This window comes from Pseudarthrobacter sp. 10T415 (genome assembly GCF_056394175.1).
In genome coordinates this window covers 1-15655 of sequence record NZ_JBFTHJ010000019.1, presented here as the reverse complement: position 1 = coordinate 15655, position 15655 = coordinate 1, and the positions used below count along the sequence as shown (strand labels likewise).

At 66.6% G+C, this 15655-nt stretch carries 13 protein-coding genes and 1 pseudogene; 7 read left to right on the top strand and 7 right to left on the bottom strand.

Features of this window, described 5'->3' with window-relative positions:
- Positions 1 to 16: 16 nt before the first annotated feature.
- The 3 genes from manD to AC1DBN_RS18375 form a co-directional block, all read right to left on the bottom strand.
- Positions 17 to 1228: a D-mannonate dehydratase ManD gene (gene manD / locus AC1DBN_RS18385; RefSeq protein ID WP_477723842.1), complete on the bottom strand. Its 1212-nt coding sequence runs from the start codon at positions 1226 to 1228 to the stop codon at positions 17 to 19.
- Positions 1229 to 1330: 102 nt separating this feature from the next.
- Positions 1331 to 2359, bottom strand: a complete 1029-nt coding sequence (locus AC1DBN_RS18380) for an L-idonate 5-dehydrogenase (protein ID WP_091718606.1) — start codon at positions 2357 to 2359, stop codon at positions 1331 to 1333.
- Positions 2356 to 3762 (bottom strand): MFS transporter, encoded by a 1407-nt coding sequence (locus AC1DBN_RS18375; RefSeq protein WP_091718604.1) that lies wholly within the window; start codon positions 3760 to 3762, stop codon positions 2356 to 2358. The genes AC1DBN_RS18380 and AC1DBN_RS18375 overlap by 4 nt, the downstream gene beginning before the upstream one ends.
- A gap of 183 nt (positions 3763 to 3945) precedes the next feature.
- On the opposite strand from AC1DBN_RS18375, the gene AC1DBN_RS18370 reads away from it, so the two are divergent.
- Together AC1DBN_RS18370 and AC1DBN_RS18365 are read left to right on the top strand one after the other, a co-directional pair.
- Positions 3946 to 4671: a GntR family transcriptional regulator gene (locus AC1DBN_RS18370; RefSeq protein WP_091718602.1), complete on the top strand. Its 726-nt coding sequence runs from the start codon at positions 3946 to 3948 to the stop codon at positions 4669 to 4671.
- Positions 4672 to 4767: 96 nt separating this feature from the next.
- Positions 4768 to 8412 (top strand): TM0106 family RecB-like putative nuclease, encoded by a 3645-nt coding sequence (locus tag AC1DBN_RS18365; protein WP_477723841.1) that lies wholly within the window; start codon positions 4768 to 4770, stop codon positions 8410 to 8412.
- Here the strand turns inward: AC1DBN_RS18365 and AC1DBN_RS18360 are convergent.
- The 3 genes from AC1DBN_RS18360 to AC1DBN_RS18350 form a co-directional block, all read right to left on the bottom strand.
- Entirely contained in the window at positions 8390 to 8704 is a 315-nt protein-coding gene (locus tag AC1DBN_RS18360) for an acylphosphatase (RefSeq protein WP_091718598.1), read from the bottom strand. The two genes, AC1DBN_RS18365 and AC1DBN_RS18360, sit on opposite strands and share 23 nt — an antisense overlap.
- A 104-nt stretch (positions 8705 to 8808) precedes the next feature.
- The gene (locus AC1DBN_RS18355; protein WP_477723840.1) at positions 8809 to 9729 is read right to left on the bottom strand and encodes a pullulanase X25 domain-containing protein; all 921 of its coding nucleotides are present in this window, start codon (positions 9727 to 9729) and stop codon (positions 8809 to 8811) included.
- Between the two features lie 258 nt (positions 9730 to 9987).
- A complete protein-coding gene (locus tag AC1DBN_RS18350; protein ID WP_477723839.1) occupies positions 9988 to 11049 on the bottom strand; it encodes an adenosine deaminase in 1062 nt (353 codons plus the stop codon).
- Between the two features lie 332 nt (positions 11050 to 11381).
- Between AC1DBN_RS18350 and AC1DBN_RS18345 the strand changes: the two genes are divergently transcribed.
- Positions 11382 to 12050 (top strand): transglycosylase family protein, encoded by a 669-nt coding sequence (locus tag AC1DBN_RS18345; protein WP_314216223.1) that lies wholly within the window; start codon positions 11382 to 11384, stop codon positions 12048 to 12050.
- Positions 12051 to 12184: 134 nt separating this feature from the next.
- Here AC1DBN_RS18345 and AC1DBN_RS18340 read toward each other — a convergent pair whose 3' ends face one another.
- Positions 12185 to 12766, bottom strand: coding sequence for a hypothetical protein (locus AC1DBN_RS18340; protein WP_477723838.1), 582 nt, complete (start codon positions 12764 to 12766; stop codon positions 12185 to 12187).
- 156 nt (positions 12767 to 12922) lie between these two features.
- Here AC1DBN_RS18340 and AC1DBN_RS18335 point away from each other — a divergent pair, with 156 nt between their 5' ends.
- The 4 genes and pseudogenes from AC1DBN_RS18335 to AC1DBN_RS18320 all read left to right on the top strand — a co-directional run.
- Entirely contained in the window at positions 12923 to 13843 is a 921-nt protein-coding gene (locus AC1DBN_RS18335; RefSeq protein ID WP_477723837.1) for an MSMEG_6728 family protein, read from the top strand.
- 3 nt (positions 13844 to 13846) lie between these two features.
- A complete protein-coding gene (locus AC1DBN_RS18330) occupies positions 13847 to 14707 on the top strand; it encodes an NAD-dependent epimerase/dehydratase family protein (protein ID WP_477723836.1) in 861 nt (286 codons plus the stop codon).
- A gap of 57 nt (positions 14708 to 14764) precedes the next feature.
- Positions 14765 to 15175: a DUF1622 domain-containing protein gene (locus tag AC1DBN_RS18325; protein ID WP_477723835.1), complete on the top strand. Its 411-nt coding sequence runs from the start codon at positions 14765 to 14767 to the stop codon at positions 15173 to 15175.
- A 64-nt stretch (positions 15176 to 15239) separates the two neighbouring features.
- A pseudogene (locus AC1DBN_RS18320) lies at positions 15240 to 15655 on the top strand (hypothetical protein); the annotation flags it as partial.

Below are 15655 nucleotides of genomic sequence, written 5' to 3'. Positions count from 1 at the left end.
GCGTTGGAAATGCCGTTCACCAGTCATGCACCGATCCGTCGAGGCGCCGGTTCACCGGCAGGTATTTGGGGTCGAAGGGGAAGCGTGCGGCGGCTTCCTCGTTGAACTCTACGCCGAGGCCGGGGGCGTCCCCGGGGTGCATGTAGCCGTCCGCGAAGGTGTAGGAGGTGCTGAAAACCTCGTTGGCGGGGTCGCGGTGGCCCATGTATTCCTGGACCCCGAAGTTGGGGATGGACATGTCCACGTGCAGGGCTGCGGCGAAGGACACCGGCGAGAGGTCGCCGGCGCCGTGCGAGCCGGAGCGGACGCCGTAGAGGTCTGCGAGGGAGAAGATGCGGCGCAGGTGCGTGATGCCGCCGGCGTGCGAAACGGAGGTGCGGATGTAGTCGATCAGCCGCTCGGTGATCAGCTGCTGGCAGTCCCAGATCGAGTTGAACACCTCGCCCACGGCGATGGGCGTAGTGGTGTGCTGGCGGATCAGGCGGAACGCGGACTGGTCCTCGGCCGGCGTCGGGTCCTCGATCCAGAACGGCCGGTACTCTTCCAGCGAGGCGCCCAGCCGGCCCGCTTCGATGGGGGTCAGGCGGTGGTGGACGTCGTGCAGGACGTGGACGCCGTAGCCGAACTGTTCGCGGACGTGGGCCATCATCTTGGGTGCGAAGTCCAGGTAGGACGTGGTTTCCCAGGTGTCTTCCTGCGGGACGTTGCCGCTGGCGGGTTCGTACAGCTTTCCGTCCACCGGGGCGATGCCGTAGGTCTTGTCCAGCCCCGGCACGGCGGCCTGGGCCCGGATGGCCTTGTAGCCGAGGTCCAGATGGTGCTGGAAGTCCTTGCTGAGGTCCTCCAGCGTTGACCCGCTGGCGTGGCCGTAGACCATCACGCCCTCACGGGCGGCACCGCCCAGCAGCTCGTACACCGGCATCCCGGCGGCCTTGCCCTTGATGTCCCAGAGGGCGACGTCGATGGCCGCGATGGCCGTCATGGTCACCGGGCCGCGGCGCCAGTAAGCCCCCTTGTAGAAGTACTGCCAGGCGTCCTCGATGCGGCGGGCGTCGCGGCCAATCAGCAGCGGGCAGAGGTGCTCGCTGAGGTAGGAGGCGACCGCCAGTTCGCGGCCGTTGAGGGTCGCATCGCCGATGCCGGTGATGCCGTCCTCGGTTTCAATAACGAGCGTCACGTAATTCCGTCCGGGCGACGAAACCACAACCCGTGCGTCGGTGATCTTCACTGGTGGTCCTTCAATTCAGGGTGGTTGGTCAATGTAGGTCGCAGCAGATGTCGCTTTGAAAGGCTCATAACGGCATCTACTGCTACTCAGTTGGGCCGGGGGTCAGGATCCGCTGAGGCGGAGCATGACCTTGCTGCTGTCCGCGGCAGGATCCACCGCGGTCCGCATGGCTTCGGCGGCGTCATCAATGCCGAACTTGTGAGTGATGACCGGGGAGACGTCCAGGCCGTTCGCCATGGCGTGCAGGGCGTCAGTGATCTCGTCAACGAACCGGTAGGAGCCGATCCACGTGATTTCCCGGGTGACCAGGTCCCCCAGGGCAGCGGCGGCGGCCGTTCCAGGCAGGTTGCCCACCTGCACGATGGTGCCGCCGCGGGCGGTGGCGCGGAGGACTCCGCCCAGCACCGCCGGGATTCCGGTGGCCTCGAACACGAGCTCCACATCGGCCGGAAGGGCGTTGCCGGAGACGTTCAGGACGTCGTCGGCGCCCATCGCCTTGGCGATCCGCAGCGAAGCGTCGTTGATGTCCGTGGCGATGATGTGCCTGGCCCCGGCGTACTTGGCCGCCGCGATTACGAGCGACCCGATCGGCCCGGCGCCGTTGACCAGGATGTCCCGGCCTTCGAGGTTTCCTGCCCGGCTGACCGCGTGCATGGCAACCGCCAGCGGTTCGGCCAGCGCCCCGCGGAGGGTGTCCACCCCGTCGGGAAGCGGGCGGACCTGGAATGCCTTGGCAACCTTCCGCTCGCTGAAGCCGCCGTCCGTGTGCGGATCGAACGCCGCTGAGCCGAAGTAGCGGATCTGCGGGTAAAGGTTGGTCCTTCCGCTGAGGCGGCCGGGCATGACGCCGTCGCCCACCAGTTCGGCCGGGTGCACCGTGACCGGCTGGCCGATTTCCAGGTTCTCGACGCCGGCGCCAAGCTGGGCGATCCGTCCCGCCACCTCGTGGCCCAGGACCAGCGGTGACTTCAGCGCCGCCGTCCCGGAGGCTCCGTGGCGCCAGTACGAAAGGTCGGATCCGCAAATCCCGCCCCATTCGACGTCGAGCACTACTTCTCCGGGACCGGCCACCGGCTCGGGACGTTCGTCGATGCGGAGGTCGTTGGCGCCGTGGACCACCACTGCTTTCATACGGCGTCCTCCAGGCGGACCATGTCACGGCCGCGGACCTCGGGACCGACTGCTGCGGAAACGAGCGTGATCAGCGAGTAGCCGATAAGCATTGCGGCGAGCGGCCACCAGTGGCCGGTGACGGCGGTGAGCGTGGCGGCGAGGATGGGGCCGATGGCGGTGGCGAGGATGCCGCCGATTTCCTTCGCCAGGGCCAGCTGGGTGAAGCGGGTGCGGGCACCGAAGAACTCCGCCATGGTGACGCTCTCCATCGCGAACAGGCTCAGCACGCCCAAGTTCAGGCCGACGATGACAGCAACCATGACCAGCGTCGGGTTGCCGCTGGTGACCATCATCATCATGGGGATGGCGAACAGGGCCGTGAGGGAGCTGAGCACCAGGTACAGGGGGCGGCGTCCGAACCGGTCACCGAGGATGCCGATCACCGGGATGGTGACGAAGCCGAGGATGGAGCCGTACATGATGGCCGTGGTTCCGATGGTCTTGTCCATGAGCAGCACCGTGGCCAGGTAGCCGATGAGGAACGTCTGGATGAGCCCTGAGTTGCCTGCCTGGCCGAAGCGCAGGCCCAGGGCAATCAGGAAGGCCTTGCCCTTCTTCTGGTGCAGGGCGGCTTCGATGGTGCTGGTGCCGGTTGCTGCGGCAGCTGCCGCCCCGCGCTTGGCGTCCTGTCCGGCGATTTCGTCCTTGGAGAGGGCGACGCCGTCCACCACGTCGGCGCGCTGTTCGAAGACCGGGCTTTCCTTGAGGGAGCGCCGGATCCACACTGCGAAGATCATCAGCAGGAAACTGGCCAGGAACGGAAGGCGCCAGCCCCAGCTCAGCAGTTGTTCCTCGGACAGGACGGCCACCAGGATGGCCCAGAGGGCAGAAGCTGCGAGCGTTCCCGAGTTGGTGCCCAGGCTCACCAGGGAAGAGATCAGTCCGCGACGGCGGGCGGGGGCGTATTCAGCCAGCATTACGGTGGCGCCGGCGATTTCGGCGCCGGCCCCGAAGCCCTGGATGAGGCGCAGGGCCACCAGCAGGATGGGCGCCCAGATCCCGATCATGGCGTACGTGGGCAGCACGCCGATCAGCGTGGTGGAGGCGCCCATCAGGGCGATGGTGATGAACAGGACCTTCTTGCGGCCGATCCTGTCGCCCATGCGGCCGAAGTAAACGGCGCCCACCAGGCGGGCCACGTAGCCCACGCCGTAGGTTGCCATGGCGGCGATAAGCCCGATGACCGGGCTGACGTCCGGGAAGAAGATCTTGTTGAAGACAATGGCCGCGGCCAGGGAGTACAGCTGGAAATCCATGAACTCCATGGCGGTTCCCAGCCACCCGGACACGGCTACCTTGGCCAGGTCCCGGGTGGAGCGGGACTCTTTCTTGGTGTTGGGGGGCGCAATGCTCTCGGTCATCTGTTGCTCCTTTGCAGGCGATGCGTTCGAAGGGGGGTCAAGCAGTTGGGGATGAGGCAGTTAACGGCTGCCGGGGCGGGAAGGGAACCGCCGGGAACCAGGACGTGTGGACTGGCAGCGGGTCGATTTCTACTACCATACAAGCACTACCATTCTAGTGTGTCAACAGGCTAAACTTGGGTCATGGCAACGGACAAGAGAAGCTCAGCGCCCCGGCTTTCGGTCAGGGACCAGACGCTGGAAACGCTGCGCCGCCGGATCATCTCGCTGCAGCTGCCCCCTGGCGAGCCCCTGTCTGAGAACGAACTGGCGCAGGAGCTCGGCGTCAGCCGCACCCCCGTCCGCGAGAGCCTGATCCTGCTGCGGGAGGAAGGCCTGGTGCAGGTCTTCCCGCAGATCGGCTCCTTCGTCTCGCTGGTGGACCTCAGCCGGGTATCCGAAGCCCAGTTTGTCCGCGAAGCCATCGAATGCGCGTCCCTGCGCGACCTGATCGTGGACGGGCCCGGGATCGCCGGCCTGCGTGAGATCCTTGCCGCCCAGTCCGCCGCTGATGCCGGCGGCGACATCGAGGAATTCTTCCGGCTGGACGAGGACTTCCACCGCGAACTCCTGCGCCTCGCGGGGCACGAATCCGCCTGGAGCGCGGTCAACTCCGCCAAGGCGCACCTTGACCGGGCCCGCCGGATGAGCCTGCTGGAGACGCGACCGGTAGCCACGCTGATTGAGCAGCACACCGCTGTGGTGGATGCCCTCGAAGCCAATGACGTTCCCGACGCCGACAGCTGCCTCCGCCTGCACCTGCGCGGAGTCTTCGAGGACGTGCAGCGGATCCAGGAGGCCACTCCTGAACTTTTTTCCGATGGCTCGGCCCGCCGCCCCACCCGCCGGAGCGTTGCCCGCCTCGCCTGAGCGCTGATTGTCGGCCCCTCTTGCTACGTTTGAAGCAGCTGTAAACCAGGGCCTGGGGAACCGTCCCCCGGCCCCGCTGTCCAATGGGGAGGCCCCGTGTTCCTGCTCGAAGCCGATGTCAGTGCCGGTGCCGGTGCTGCGCCGGACCTGGTGTTCTCCGCCAGCGACCTTGTGGCGGCCAGCGAATGTGAATACCGCACGCTCCGAGTCCTGGACGAAAAACTGGGCCGGGCCGCCAAAGCCGAGTTCCCTCCGGACGAGATGCGGGTCCGTGCCGGCGAGCTCGGCGACCGGCACGAGCAGACCGTCCTGGACAGCCTGGTGGCCAGATACGGAACCTGGGATGCCAGCCGCGGGGCGGGCGTCTACTCCCTGGAGCGCGGCAACACAGTCCGCGGGGAACTCCAGGCAAAGCACGCCGAAACCGAGCTCGCGCTGCGCTCCGGGGCCGACGTCGTCTTCCAGGCCACCTTCTTCGATGGCGAGTTTCTCGGCTATGCGGACTTCCTGGTCAACGAGGCCGCCGGAACCGGGCTGCCGGGCCGGTACGAGGTCTGGGACACCAAGCTGGCCCGGCACGCCAAGGTGGGCGCGCTGCTGCAGCTGGCGGCCTACGGTAACCAGCTCCTCGGGATGGGGCTGGAGCCTTCACCCGTGGTCACCCTCGTGCTGGGCACCCGCGTAGGTGATGACTGGTTGCGCAGCAGCCACTCACTGCCGGACCTGCTCCCCGTTTTCCGCGAAAGGCGCCGGCGCTTCCGCCAGCTCACCGCGGAACACCGCGAGGGCGGCGGGGCTGTCCAGTGGCAGCAGCCGGGTATCGTCCACTGCGGCCGGTGCGACTACTGCGCAGAACAGGTCAGCCTGCACCGCGACCTCCTCATGGTCGCCGGAATGTCGGTGGTCCAGCGCAGGAAACTCCACGCGGCCGGCATTACCAGCATCGACGAACTCGCTGCCATGCCAGCTTCTGCGGCGAAGAATTCAGTAGCCCGGCTCCGCGCCCAGGCCAGGATGCAGCTGGGGTTCGATACTGCAGCCGGGTCCCGGACGTTCACGAAGGACGGCGAGCCACACACCGTCTCCTACAGTGTCCTGCCGGAGCACACCATCGGCACGCTGCCGGCCCCGAGTGCCGGGGACATCTTCTTCGACTTTGAGGGCGATCCGCTCTGGCAGGATCCGGCAACAGGAGTCTGGGGCATCGAGTACCTGTTCGGTGTGATCGAGGCACCCGTCGCCGGCGCTGGAGGTGATCCGGTGTTCCGGCCCTTCTGGGCCCATTCCCGGTCCGGGGAACGGAAGGCCTTCCTGGATTTCCTCGAGTACGTAGAGAACCGCCGCAGGAAGTATCCGGACATGCACGTCTATCACTACGCCTCCTACGAGAAGACGGCGCTGCGGAACCTGTCCCTGGCGCACCAGGCGGGCGAAGACACCGTGGACGATTGGTTGCGGAAAGGCCTTCTGGTAGACCTCTACGCCACGGTGAAGCATTCGCTGCGCATCTCCGAGGCGTCCTACTCCATCAAGAAGCTCGAGCCGCTGTACATGGGCGACAACCTGCGGTCCGGGGACGTCAAGGATGCCGGGGCATCCGTGGTGGCCTACGCGGCCTACTGCGCCGCCCGCGATGCCTGGCACCAGGCCGAGGCGGACGCCGTCCTTGCCTCCATTTCCGACTACAACCAGTACGACTGCCTGTCCACCTTGCGCCTGCGTGACTGGCTGCTGGACATCCGGCCACAGGCCGATTCCGGACTTCAGGTGGAAGCGCGGGAGGGCACGGGGTCCGGAGCGGGTGAGATTGGCGCTGCCACCACGGGACGCGGGGACGCGCAGGACGAATCCCTGGAGGAGGGCCGGCTTCACGAGTACCTTGCCGGCCTGCCGGACAACCGCCCCTGGACGGACGATGAACGGGCCATCGCCATGGTGGCGGCGGCCACCGGCTACCACCGCCGTGAACGCAAGCAGTTCTGGTGGCAGCACTTTGACCGGGTGGAGGCTCCCTTGGAGAGCTGGTCCGATCAGCGCAATGTGTTCGTGGTGGAGTCTGCCGAGGTGTCCTCCGATTGGGCGCTGGCGAAGCCGCGGGAGCGGATGCGTACCCGGGTGTTGAAACTCCGCGGCATCATGACCGAAGGCTCTGACTTCCGTGCGGACTCCACCTGGTGCCGGCTCTACGATTCCCCTCCGCCGGAGGGCATGGCGGCGCCGGATGCAGCGCCGGGAGCCCGGGCGTTCAGCTTTGGGACGCGCATCCACGACCTTCAGCCTGCACCGGATAACCGGGCCTACACCCTCATCACCATCGCCGAACGTGAGTCCGGGAAGGTGCAGGCGTACCCGCATCTCCCGGTGGCCCTGACCGAGGACCAGCCGCTGGCGACGGTGAGTATCGAGGCCGCGCTTGCGGAGCTTGCCCGGGCCGTGGGCTCCACAGTTCCGTCACTGCCCGCGCAGCCGGGCCTGGATATCCTTCGCAAACTGCCGCCGCGGTTCCATACGCTGTCCGGCCCGGTTGAGGTTCAGCACGGGGCCGATGGCGCTGCCGATTATGCAGGCGCCATCGCAGTGTCGCTGCGGGACCTGGACCGTTCCTACCTGGCAGTCCAGGGGCCGCCCGGCACGGGCAAGACCTATGTTGGGGCGCACGTGATCGGCCAACTCGTCGGCGAAGGCTGGAAGGTGGGCGTGGTGGCCCAATCGCACAACGTGGTGGAGAACCTGCTGTGCCGGGCCATCGAAAAGGGCGGGGTGGACCCCGCTCGGGTAGCAAAAAAGCTCTCTGCGCCCCACGAGGTTCCGTGGAAAGCTACGGCCGACGGCGATGTCGCACGGCTGCTGGAGTCTGCCGGCGGCGGCCTGGTGGGAGGAACGGCATGGACCATGACCGGCAAGGAAGTCCCGGCCGGTTCCCTGGACCTGCTGGTGATCGATGAGGCCGGACAGTTCTCCCTGGCCAACACGCTGGCCGTTTCCCGGGCAGCGAAGCGGCTCCTCCTCCTGGGGGATCCCCAGCAGCTCCCCCAGGTGACGCAGGGTGCCCATCCTGAGCCGGTGGATGATTCGGCCCTCGGCTGGCTGGCCACCGGCCACGCCACCCTGCCCGCACGGTTGGGATATTTCCTGGCTGACAGTTGGCGGATGCATCCGGCCCTGTGTGCTGCGGTATCGAGGCTCAGCTACGAAAGTAAGCTCCAGTCCGCGCCGGCCGCGTCCCTGCGTCAGCTGGAAACCGTGCCGCCGGGCGTGGAGACCATATTCGTCCAGCACACCGGCAATTCGACAAGCTCGGCAGAGGAAGCGGCGGAGGTAGTACGGCAGGCACACCGTCACCTGGGCCTGAAATGGACGCCCGGGCCGGAAGCCGCGGCCCGGCCGCTGGAGCAGCAGGACCTGCTGGTGGTGGCCGCGTACAACGCCCAGGTCCACCTCATCCGCAAGGAACTGGCCGACGCCGGCCTGCCGGACGTCCGCGTGGGAACGGTGGATAAGTTCCAGGGCCAGGAGGCACCGGTGGTGCTGGTATCGATGGCCTGCTCCGCGGTGGCGGAGGCTCCGCGGGGTGCTGAATTCCTCCTGAACCGGAACAGGATCAACGTGGCGGTGTCACGTGGCCAGTGGCGGGCAGTTATCGTCCGCTCCCCCGAGCTCACGAACTACATGCCGCACAAGCCGGCCGCCTTGGAGGAACTGGGCGCCTTCATCGGGCTCAGCGTGCCCGGAAGTCCCTGAAAGATCCTTTGGGTTCTGACATGGAGTGGTCCACCCGCTCCACCCGGCCGGGGGCTCGGTCCGAGTTCAGCCAGTCCAGGAGCTTCCCCACCTGGTCACCGGTGCCCTCGGCAACCAGGGCTACCGAACCGTCGTCGAGGTTTTTCACCTCTCCGGTCAGGCCCAGCTCCTCGGCTGCACCCATGGTCCGGTACCGGAAGCCCACACCCTGCACCACGCCGAACACGCGGGCGGTCAAACGAACCTGGCCAGCCGGCGGCCCGTCGGCGGTTGGTTCTGCGTGGCGTGCCATGGGGTAGGCCTCCTCGGCAGCCGCCCTCCCAACTGGGTGGCAGTTGATGTCGTTATGAGGGCTCAAAACGACATCTGCTGCTACCCAGTTGGGTGCAATGCCGCTTAGTTGATGGTGATGTCGCGCGTGGAGTGGTTGTAACGGATGGTCACGGTGCCGCCGGAGTGGTGCAGTTCGTGGTTGGGGCCATCGAACGTCCCGAATGCGCCGTAGTTCTCGGTCCACGAGCGGTTGAGCGCGATCTTGAAGGTGTAGTGGCCGGCCGGCAGTTCGGCGCTCTTCTTCCACAGCTGGTCCAGGAAGTCGAACTCCATCTGGGCCTCGTCGTACTGCGGCGCCCAGTTTTCGGGGGCACCCAGGATGGTGTTGAAGTCACCGGCAAGAGCCACGGCCTCGGGCTGCGGGTGCGTCTCCACGTCCGGACCCTCGAACGGCTCGGCCGCGACAGGTGCGGCGGCTTCGGCCTTGGCCGGAGCCTTCTTGCGCACGGCCTTCACCACGGGCTCGACGGCGTCTTCGATCGCCTTGGCTGCCTTGCCCACAACGGAGGCAGCCTTCTTGGCCGGCGCCTTCTTCGCGGGAGCCTTCTTGGCGTCATCCTTTGCCGGCACCTCAAGGGTGGCGGCAGCGGCGGACACCGGACGGACGAACCCGGCGGGTGCTGCCGGAACCGGGGTGTCGGCCGGAACGGGAGTGCCGGCGTCGAGCGCGGAAGCGAAGGAGACAGCATCCGGGTAGGCGACAGTGGCGCGCATGCCGTCTTCGGTGATGGTCCAGCCCGAGCGGCCCTTGATCAGCCAGCCGGCCTTGACCAGCTTGGCGGTGGCCGAGGTGAGGGTCTTGTGTCCGCGGGGAATCCCGCCGCTGAGCAGCTCGGCTTCGTGCTCGTTGAACGGCACGCGTGCCGTGGACTCCGCCAGGACCTGGCCAGCATTCAGCGCATCACCGGACCACACGCCTTCGGTCAGGACATCCAGCACGGTCTTGAGTCGAAGGAAGGTGTTTTCTGCGGTGGACTTGGCCATGATTCCCCTAGTGTGTGAGCGATCCGATGAGAGCATCTTGCCAAGTGCCCGTTAAATCGCGCGACTTTAATTGGTTAACTCTGCGTGTCGTGACCGACTATGAAGCGCAAGTCACAACAACTGAGGCGGCGGTCTCGGGTAAGGCCGGCTGCTCGACCATTTCTTGCGCTGCCGCGGGATTTCTCCCGCATGTCCCTGACCCGCCTGCGGGACCAAGTTTAGCCGGAGATTGGGCAGCCGGGACGCGCAAGGCCCGGGTCAGTGCGCCAGTTCCCCGCTGTTCAGTTCCTCCAGCAGCTCGGCCTTGCGTTCTTCGGACGCAAACGACGAGTGGATGGAGTTGGCCGCCAGCCTGGCTTTGTCGAATTCAGAGAGCTCGAACACGGCCTCCAGCTGGGCAAAGTTGTCGTCCACGTAGCCGCCGAAATAGGCGGGGTCGTCAGAGTTCACGGACACGTTGAGTCCGGCGGCCAGCATGGCCGGCAGCGGGTGGTCGGCCAAGGTATCCACGGTGCGGAGCCGGACATTGGACAGGGGGCAGACCGTAAGCGGGATCCGCTCGTCCACCAGGCGCTCCACCAGGTCGGTGTCGTCCATGCAGCGGATGCCGTGGTCGATGCGTTCCACACCCAGGACGTCCAGGGCTTCAACAACGTACGACGCCGGCCCCTCCTCGCCTGCGTGGGCCGTCAGCCGCAGGCCTGCTTCGCGGGCTTTGGCGTAGAGGCGTTCAAATTTTGCGGGCGGGTTGCCCACCTCCGCAGAATCCAGGCCGATGGCACCGATCGGTGCGTCCATGGCCAGCAGGGCGTCCAAAACTTCGAGTGCCGACTCTTCGGGGAGGTCGCGCAGGAAGGCGGCGATCAGCATGGTGGACATCCCAAAGTCCTCCATCGAGGTGGCCAGCACGGATGCCACGCCGTTGACGCAGGTCTCCAGCGAGATGCCGCGGGACAGGTGGGCCTGCGGGTCCAGCATGATCTCGGCATGCCGGACACCGGCGGCCGCCGCACGTTCCAGGTAGGCGTGGGTCATGGCCGCGAAATCCTCTTCGGTCTGCAGCACGGCCATGTTGGCGTAGTACAGGTCCAGGAAGGACTGGAGGTCGGTGAATTCGTACCGCTGGCGCAGCTCGTCAAGGTCCGCGTACGGGAGGGTGATGCCGTTGCGTTCCGCGAGGGCAAAGATCAGTTCAGGCTGCAGGGTGCCTTCGATGTGCAGGTGCAGTTCAGCTACCGGCAGGAGCCGGGCCGGAACAGCAGCATTGGATCCTGACACTTCGGTTTCGGGCGCAACGGGCTCACCCTCAAAGTTTTCCATCCGGTCAGGATAATCCCCCATGAGGATTCCCGCCTGCCCGGGCCTCGGAGCCGTGCACCCGCGTGGAGGCCGCCGCAGCCGTCGGCAGCCCGTGCAACTGTCCGTGCCCGCGCTGCGGAACTCAGCACCTATCTCGATTTGATAACGCCAGGGCTATGTTTTAGCGTGAAATGCATGCCCGTCCGGCGGGCGCATGAATGCCAGGTGCTGCCTTCACCAGAACTGCCCAGCGGCAGCCACCGACGTTGACCTCTATTTGTCAGGGGCGGGCAGTAGCGCGACGATCTTCGGGGACGGAGCCAGCGCTGGTGGCCTTCAGGAGCATCACCACCATGAATAAATCCTCTTTCCGTACTGTTGCGCGCCGTGGAGCCACCGTGGCGGCTATTTCCGTAGCGGGCATCGCCCTGTCCACCGGCGCTGCCAACGCGGCCGCCCCCACGTCAACGTGGGACTCGCTGGCCCAGTGTGAGAGCGGCGGCAACTGGTCCACCAACACGGGCAACGGCTTCTCCGGCGGCCTCCAGTTCACGTCCAGCACCTGGCAGGCCTACGGCGGCTCCGGTTCTCCGGCAGACGCCAGCCGCGAACAGCAGATCGCCGTGGCCGAGCGCGTCCAGGCCTCCCAGGGCTGGGGCGCCTGGCCGTCCTGTTCATCCCAGCTCGGCCTGAACGGCGGCGGCGGCGCCCCGGTCCAGCAGGCTCCGGTCCAGCAGGCACCCGTGCAGCAGGCTTCGGTCCAGGCGGCCCCCGTGCAGGCCGCGGCCGTCGAAGCCGCACCCGTGGAAGCGCCGCCCGCCGCGCAGGCACCCGCCCGGCACGCTACCTCCGTAGCCCTCAGCGGCGAGACCTACACCCTCGAAGCCGGCGACACCCTGAGCATCGTCGCCGATAAGCTTGGCGTTGCAGGCGGTTGGCAGCACCTTGCCGACGCCAACCTGGACACCATCTCGGACCCCAACCTGGTGTTCGAAGGACAGGTGCTCCAGCTCCCCGCCTAGCGGGCCCCAAAACCGGTCGGCGATAGACAAATTCCGTTGACCATAGAACGACGCCGGCACGCCCCCACAAGGGATGTACCGGCGTCGTTCTCTTTAATTTTCTGCCTTGGACGCTAAGGCCAGGTGCTGCAGCTTTAGCTGGCGGGGATCTCCCGGACGATGCGCACCTTCCAGGCCGAGTCGTCAGAGGTGTCCAGCAGGGCCACGGTGCCGTGCGCCAGGTTCAGTGCCACGCGCTTGACGGCGAGCAGCTCCAGGTAGAGGTGTTCGTTCATGCGTGCCGGAGTATCGATCATGTACTTCACGGCGTCGCGCACCTTGCGGTAGTTGGCGCTGCGTTCCCGGTGCAGGTGGAGTTCCAGTGCGGAGCGCTGCTTCAGGCGCGGCTCGTGGCGGTTCAACAGCGTCACTGCCGTGTGCACCGCGAGGACGAGGGCCAGTGAGACGGCGTAGATCCACCATCCGCTGGAGAGCAGGAACAGCGGGAGGTTGCCGATGGCCACAAGGGCGATCACCACACGAAGGGCGGCAATGCGGCGCATGGTCCTGGCGACGGTGGCCATGCCGGCCCGGAAGCCGTGCTGTTCGTGGCGGGCAGCGGCGGGGTCGATGGTGAACTCATCGAGGACCAGGATGCCATTGGCTTCGGGACCGAGCATCAGTCCGTAGCGGGGCTGCGCGGGGCGGGAGGCGGGGTTTTCAGCTGAGAATGTCATGAGGTAGCTTCCAAAACGCGGGATGGGTTGCGGTGATCTTAGTGGTTCACCCTCCCGCGAGTATGTAACCGTCCACTATTTGGACATCCGGCCTGCCTTCCTGTGGCGCCCGGCACTGCAATTGGCACATCAGCAACGTGCCGTCAGACTGAATGGATGCAAACCTTCCTCCCGTACCCTGATTTCCGGCAGAGCGCCGCTGCACTGGACACCGCCCGGCTGGGCAAGCAGCGGGTGGAGGCCCTCCAGACACTCCGTGCGCTGGTCCTTCCCGGATACGGATGGCAGACCCACCCCGCGATCCGGATGTGGATGGGCTACGTCCCGGCCCTCACCATGTACGGCCTGGCCATGGTGGACGAGTGGATGGAACGCGGCCACCCGGACAACACCCGCGCCAACATTGCCGAGTTCGCCCCGCAGGCCGCCCACCCGGATTACGCGTCGAAGATCCTGCTGCCGCCGTGGCTTGGTGATCCGGATTTCCACCTCAGCCACCGGTCCAAGCTGGTCCACAAGGACTCCAAGTTCTACAGCCCGCTCTTCTCCGACGCGATTCCGGAGATGGACTACATCTGGCCCGAACCCCGGCATGAGTTCCTGCCCCAGGAACCCGAGGGCGAGATCCTGTGGATCCTCCGGGACCCGCACGCCGACGTCGATCCCCAGACACTGGACACCGTGGCGCTGCCGCCCGTGGGCCGGGGAAACGCTGCCGCGGCGGGCGCACCGGGCTCGGACGACGACTACAGCCCCGTGTACCTCGAGGAGAAGTCCCGGCGGCCCTCCAAGCAGTCGCGGAAGGCCGCACCCAAGCCGCCGGCCAAGAAGCCCACCCGCAAGCGGCTCGCGCAGGAGGAAGCCTTCTCCACCCTGCCGGGAAAGACGCCGGTTGCCGTTCCGTTCGAGAAGGGCGCCAAGTTCGCCGTGGGCCAAGTGACGGGCCGGCCCATCACCCTGGACGACGGCCGGTTCGGCAGGCATTTCACGGTCACCGAGATCATCGACCGTTCCGCGTTCGCCTACCCGGCGCTCCTGCAGGACCCGCGCGTGTTCTTCCCGGTGGAGGCACCGTAACCCATGACGATCCTTTTGGCGGGCTGCGGCGATCTGGGCACGGAGGCCGGGCTTCGGTTCGCCGGCCTGGGCCACCGGGTTGTCGGCTGGCGCCGCTCCCCCTCCAAACTTCCGGCAGCCATCGAAGGCGTCGCGGCTGACCTGAGCTCCGCCCAGCTGCCGGCGGTCCCGGCGGACACGTCCGCCGTCGTCATTGCCGTGGCCGCCGACGCCCCCAGGGTGGACGCGTACCGCGCCGCCTATATGGACGGCGTGGCCCACGTGCTCGATGCATTGGAGCGCGACGCCGTGATCCCCCGCCGGGTGCTTTTTGTCTCGTCCACTGCTGTATACGGCGACGCCGGCGGCGGCTGGGTGGACGAAGGGACGCCAACGGAGCCGGATGGTTTCTCCGGCAGGGTCTTGGTGGAGGCCGAAAACCTGCTGCGTTCGAGGCTTGCGGGTTCCGGTACCGCTGCCGTCTCCCTGCGGCTCGGCGGTATCTACGGTCCCGGCCGTACGAGGCTGATCGACCAGGTGCGGAGCGGCTCAGCGGTGGTTCCGCAGGACATCCGGTACACGAACCGCATCCACCGCGACGACGCCGCGGCCGCCCTGGTGCATCTCGCAACCATGGCGGACGAACCGGCGCCGGTTTACGTGGGGGTGGACGACGATCCGGCCGATATGGGCTCCATTCTCCGCTTCCTGGCCGCTGAACTGGGCCTCCCGGAACCCGAAGTGGGTGACGCAGGCCCAGCGCGCGCCGGCAACAAGCGCTGCTCCAACAAGCTTCTCCATGGGGCCGGCTTCACCTTCGCGTTTCCCAGCTTCCGGGAAGGGTACAGGGAAGTCATCGCCGGGCGCGGCGTGCGGCACCCGTAATCAGCCGGCGCCGAAGCTCTGGTGCAGGTCAGACAGGTTTGGTGGGAGGCTAGGCACGTGGATTTCCGGCACATCATCGAGACCGTGGGGCAGATTGTCGACTTTGCCGGTGTAGCGGTGATGGTTATCGGCGCGCTTGTGTCGCTCCCTATGGCTCTGCGGGGCCAGGTGCCGCGGTCAATGCGCACTGCCAGCACCACCAGCGCACCGGCCAAAATGAGCTTCTACCGGCTGTACAGGCAACTGTTGGGAAGGTCCATTCTGCTGGGACTTGAGCTCCTCGTGGCGGCCGACATCATCCGAACCGTGGCAGTCACTCCCACCTTCGAAAGCGTGGGTGTCCTGGCTGGCATCGTGCTCATCCGGACGTTCCTCAGCTTTTCGTTGGAATTGGAGATCACGGGACGCTGGCCCTGGCAAAAGGACACCCAGCGACCCAGTGAGGCAACCGAGGCTCCTACCGACTGACGGGTTTTCCACATAGGGATTTGTGGGGGTCCTGATTGTCAGTGCCCTTTGGCAGAGTGGGGTCATGGAAGCCATTGGGGAGCAGGTGTCGGAGAGCGAGGACTCTTCGGGCCTGCTGCCTCTGGGCTTCCGCTCCAGCAGTCGCCTTTCCGCCGGGCCCGACGCCGGGCACCATGCCCGCGCAACGGCGCCCGACGTCGGTCCGCACGTCCGTGCGGCAGGGCACCTTTGGCCCGTCCCCGGCTACCCCGCAGCAGACCAATCAGCAGGGCAATCAATGTATCTGCCTTTGGATGTGTCTGCCCTGACCGCACGGGCCGCCGTAGCGGCGGTCACAGCCCGCGAAGCCCTGCCCACAACCGGCTACACCAGCGCGGCCACGTTCGCCGCCGACGTCGAAGAGCTCTCCCGCTGCGTGGAGTATCTCCAACTCATCGCTGCCGGGGCCGTGGACCACACCCGCACCCACGCGATCACCGA

Bases quoted from the DNA above. Each gene is read 5' to 3' on its own strand.
- AC1DBN_RS18380 (WP_091718606.1), bottom strand. From the start codon at position 2,359: ATGAAAGCAGTGGTGGTCCACGGCGCCAACGACCTCCGCATCGACGAA.
- AC1DBN_RS18375 (WP_091718604.1), bottom strand. From the start codon at position 3,762: ATGACCGAGAGCATTGCGCCCCCCAACACCAAGAAAGAGTCCCGCTCC.
- AC1DBN_RS18370 (WP_091718602.1), top strand. From the start codon at position 3,946: ATGGCAACGGACAAGAGAAGCTCAGCGCCCCGGCTTTCGGTCAGGGAC.
- AC1DBN_RS18360 (WP_091718598.1), bottom strand. From the start codon at position 8,704: ATGGCACGCCACGCAGAACCAACCGCCGACGGGCCGCCGGCTGGCCAG.
- AC1DBN_RS18355 (WP_477723840.1), bottom strand. From the start codon at position 9,729: ATGGCCAAGTCCACCGCAGAAAACACCTTCCTTCGACTCAAGACCGTG.
- AC1DBN_RS18350 (WP_477723839.1), bottom strand. From the start codon at position 11,049: ATGGAAAACTTTGAGGGTGAGCCCGTTGCGCCCGAAACCGAAGTGTCA.
- AC1DBN_RS18345 (WP_314216223.1), top strand. From the start codon at position 11,382: ATGAATAAATCCTCTTTCCGTACTGTTGCGCGCCGTGGAGCCACCGTG.
- AC1DBN_RS18340 (WP_477723838.1), bottom strand. From the start codon at position 12,766: ATGACATTCTCAGCTGAAAACCCCGCCTCCCGCCCCGCGCAGCCCCGC.
- AC1DBN_RS18335 (WP_477723837.1), top strand. From the start codon at position 12,923: ATGCAAACCTTCCTCCCGTACCCTGATTTCCGGCAGAGCGCCGCTGCA.
- AC1DBN_RS18330 (WP_477723836.1), top strand. From the start codon at position 13,847: ATGACGATCCTTTTGGCGGGCTGCGGCGATCTGGGCACGGAGGCCGGG.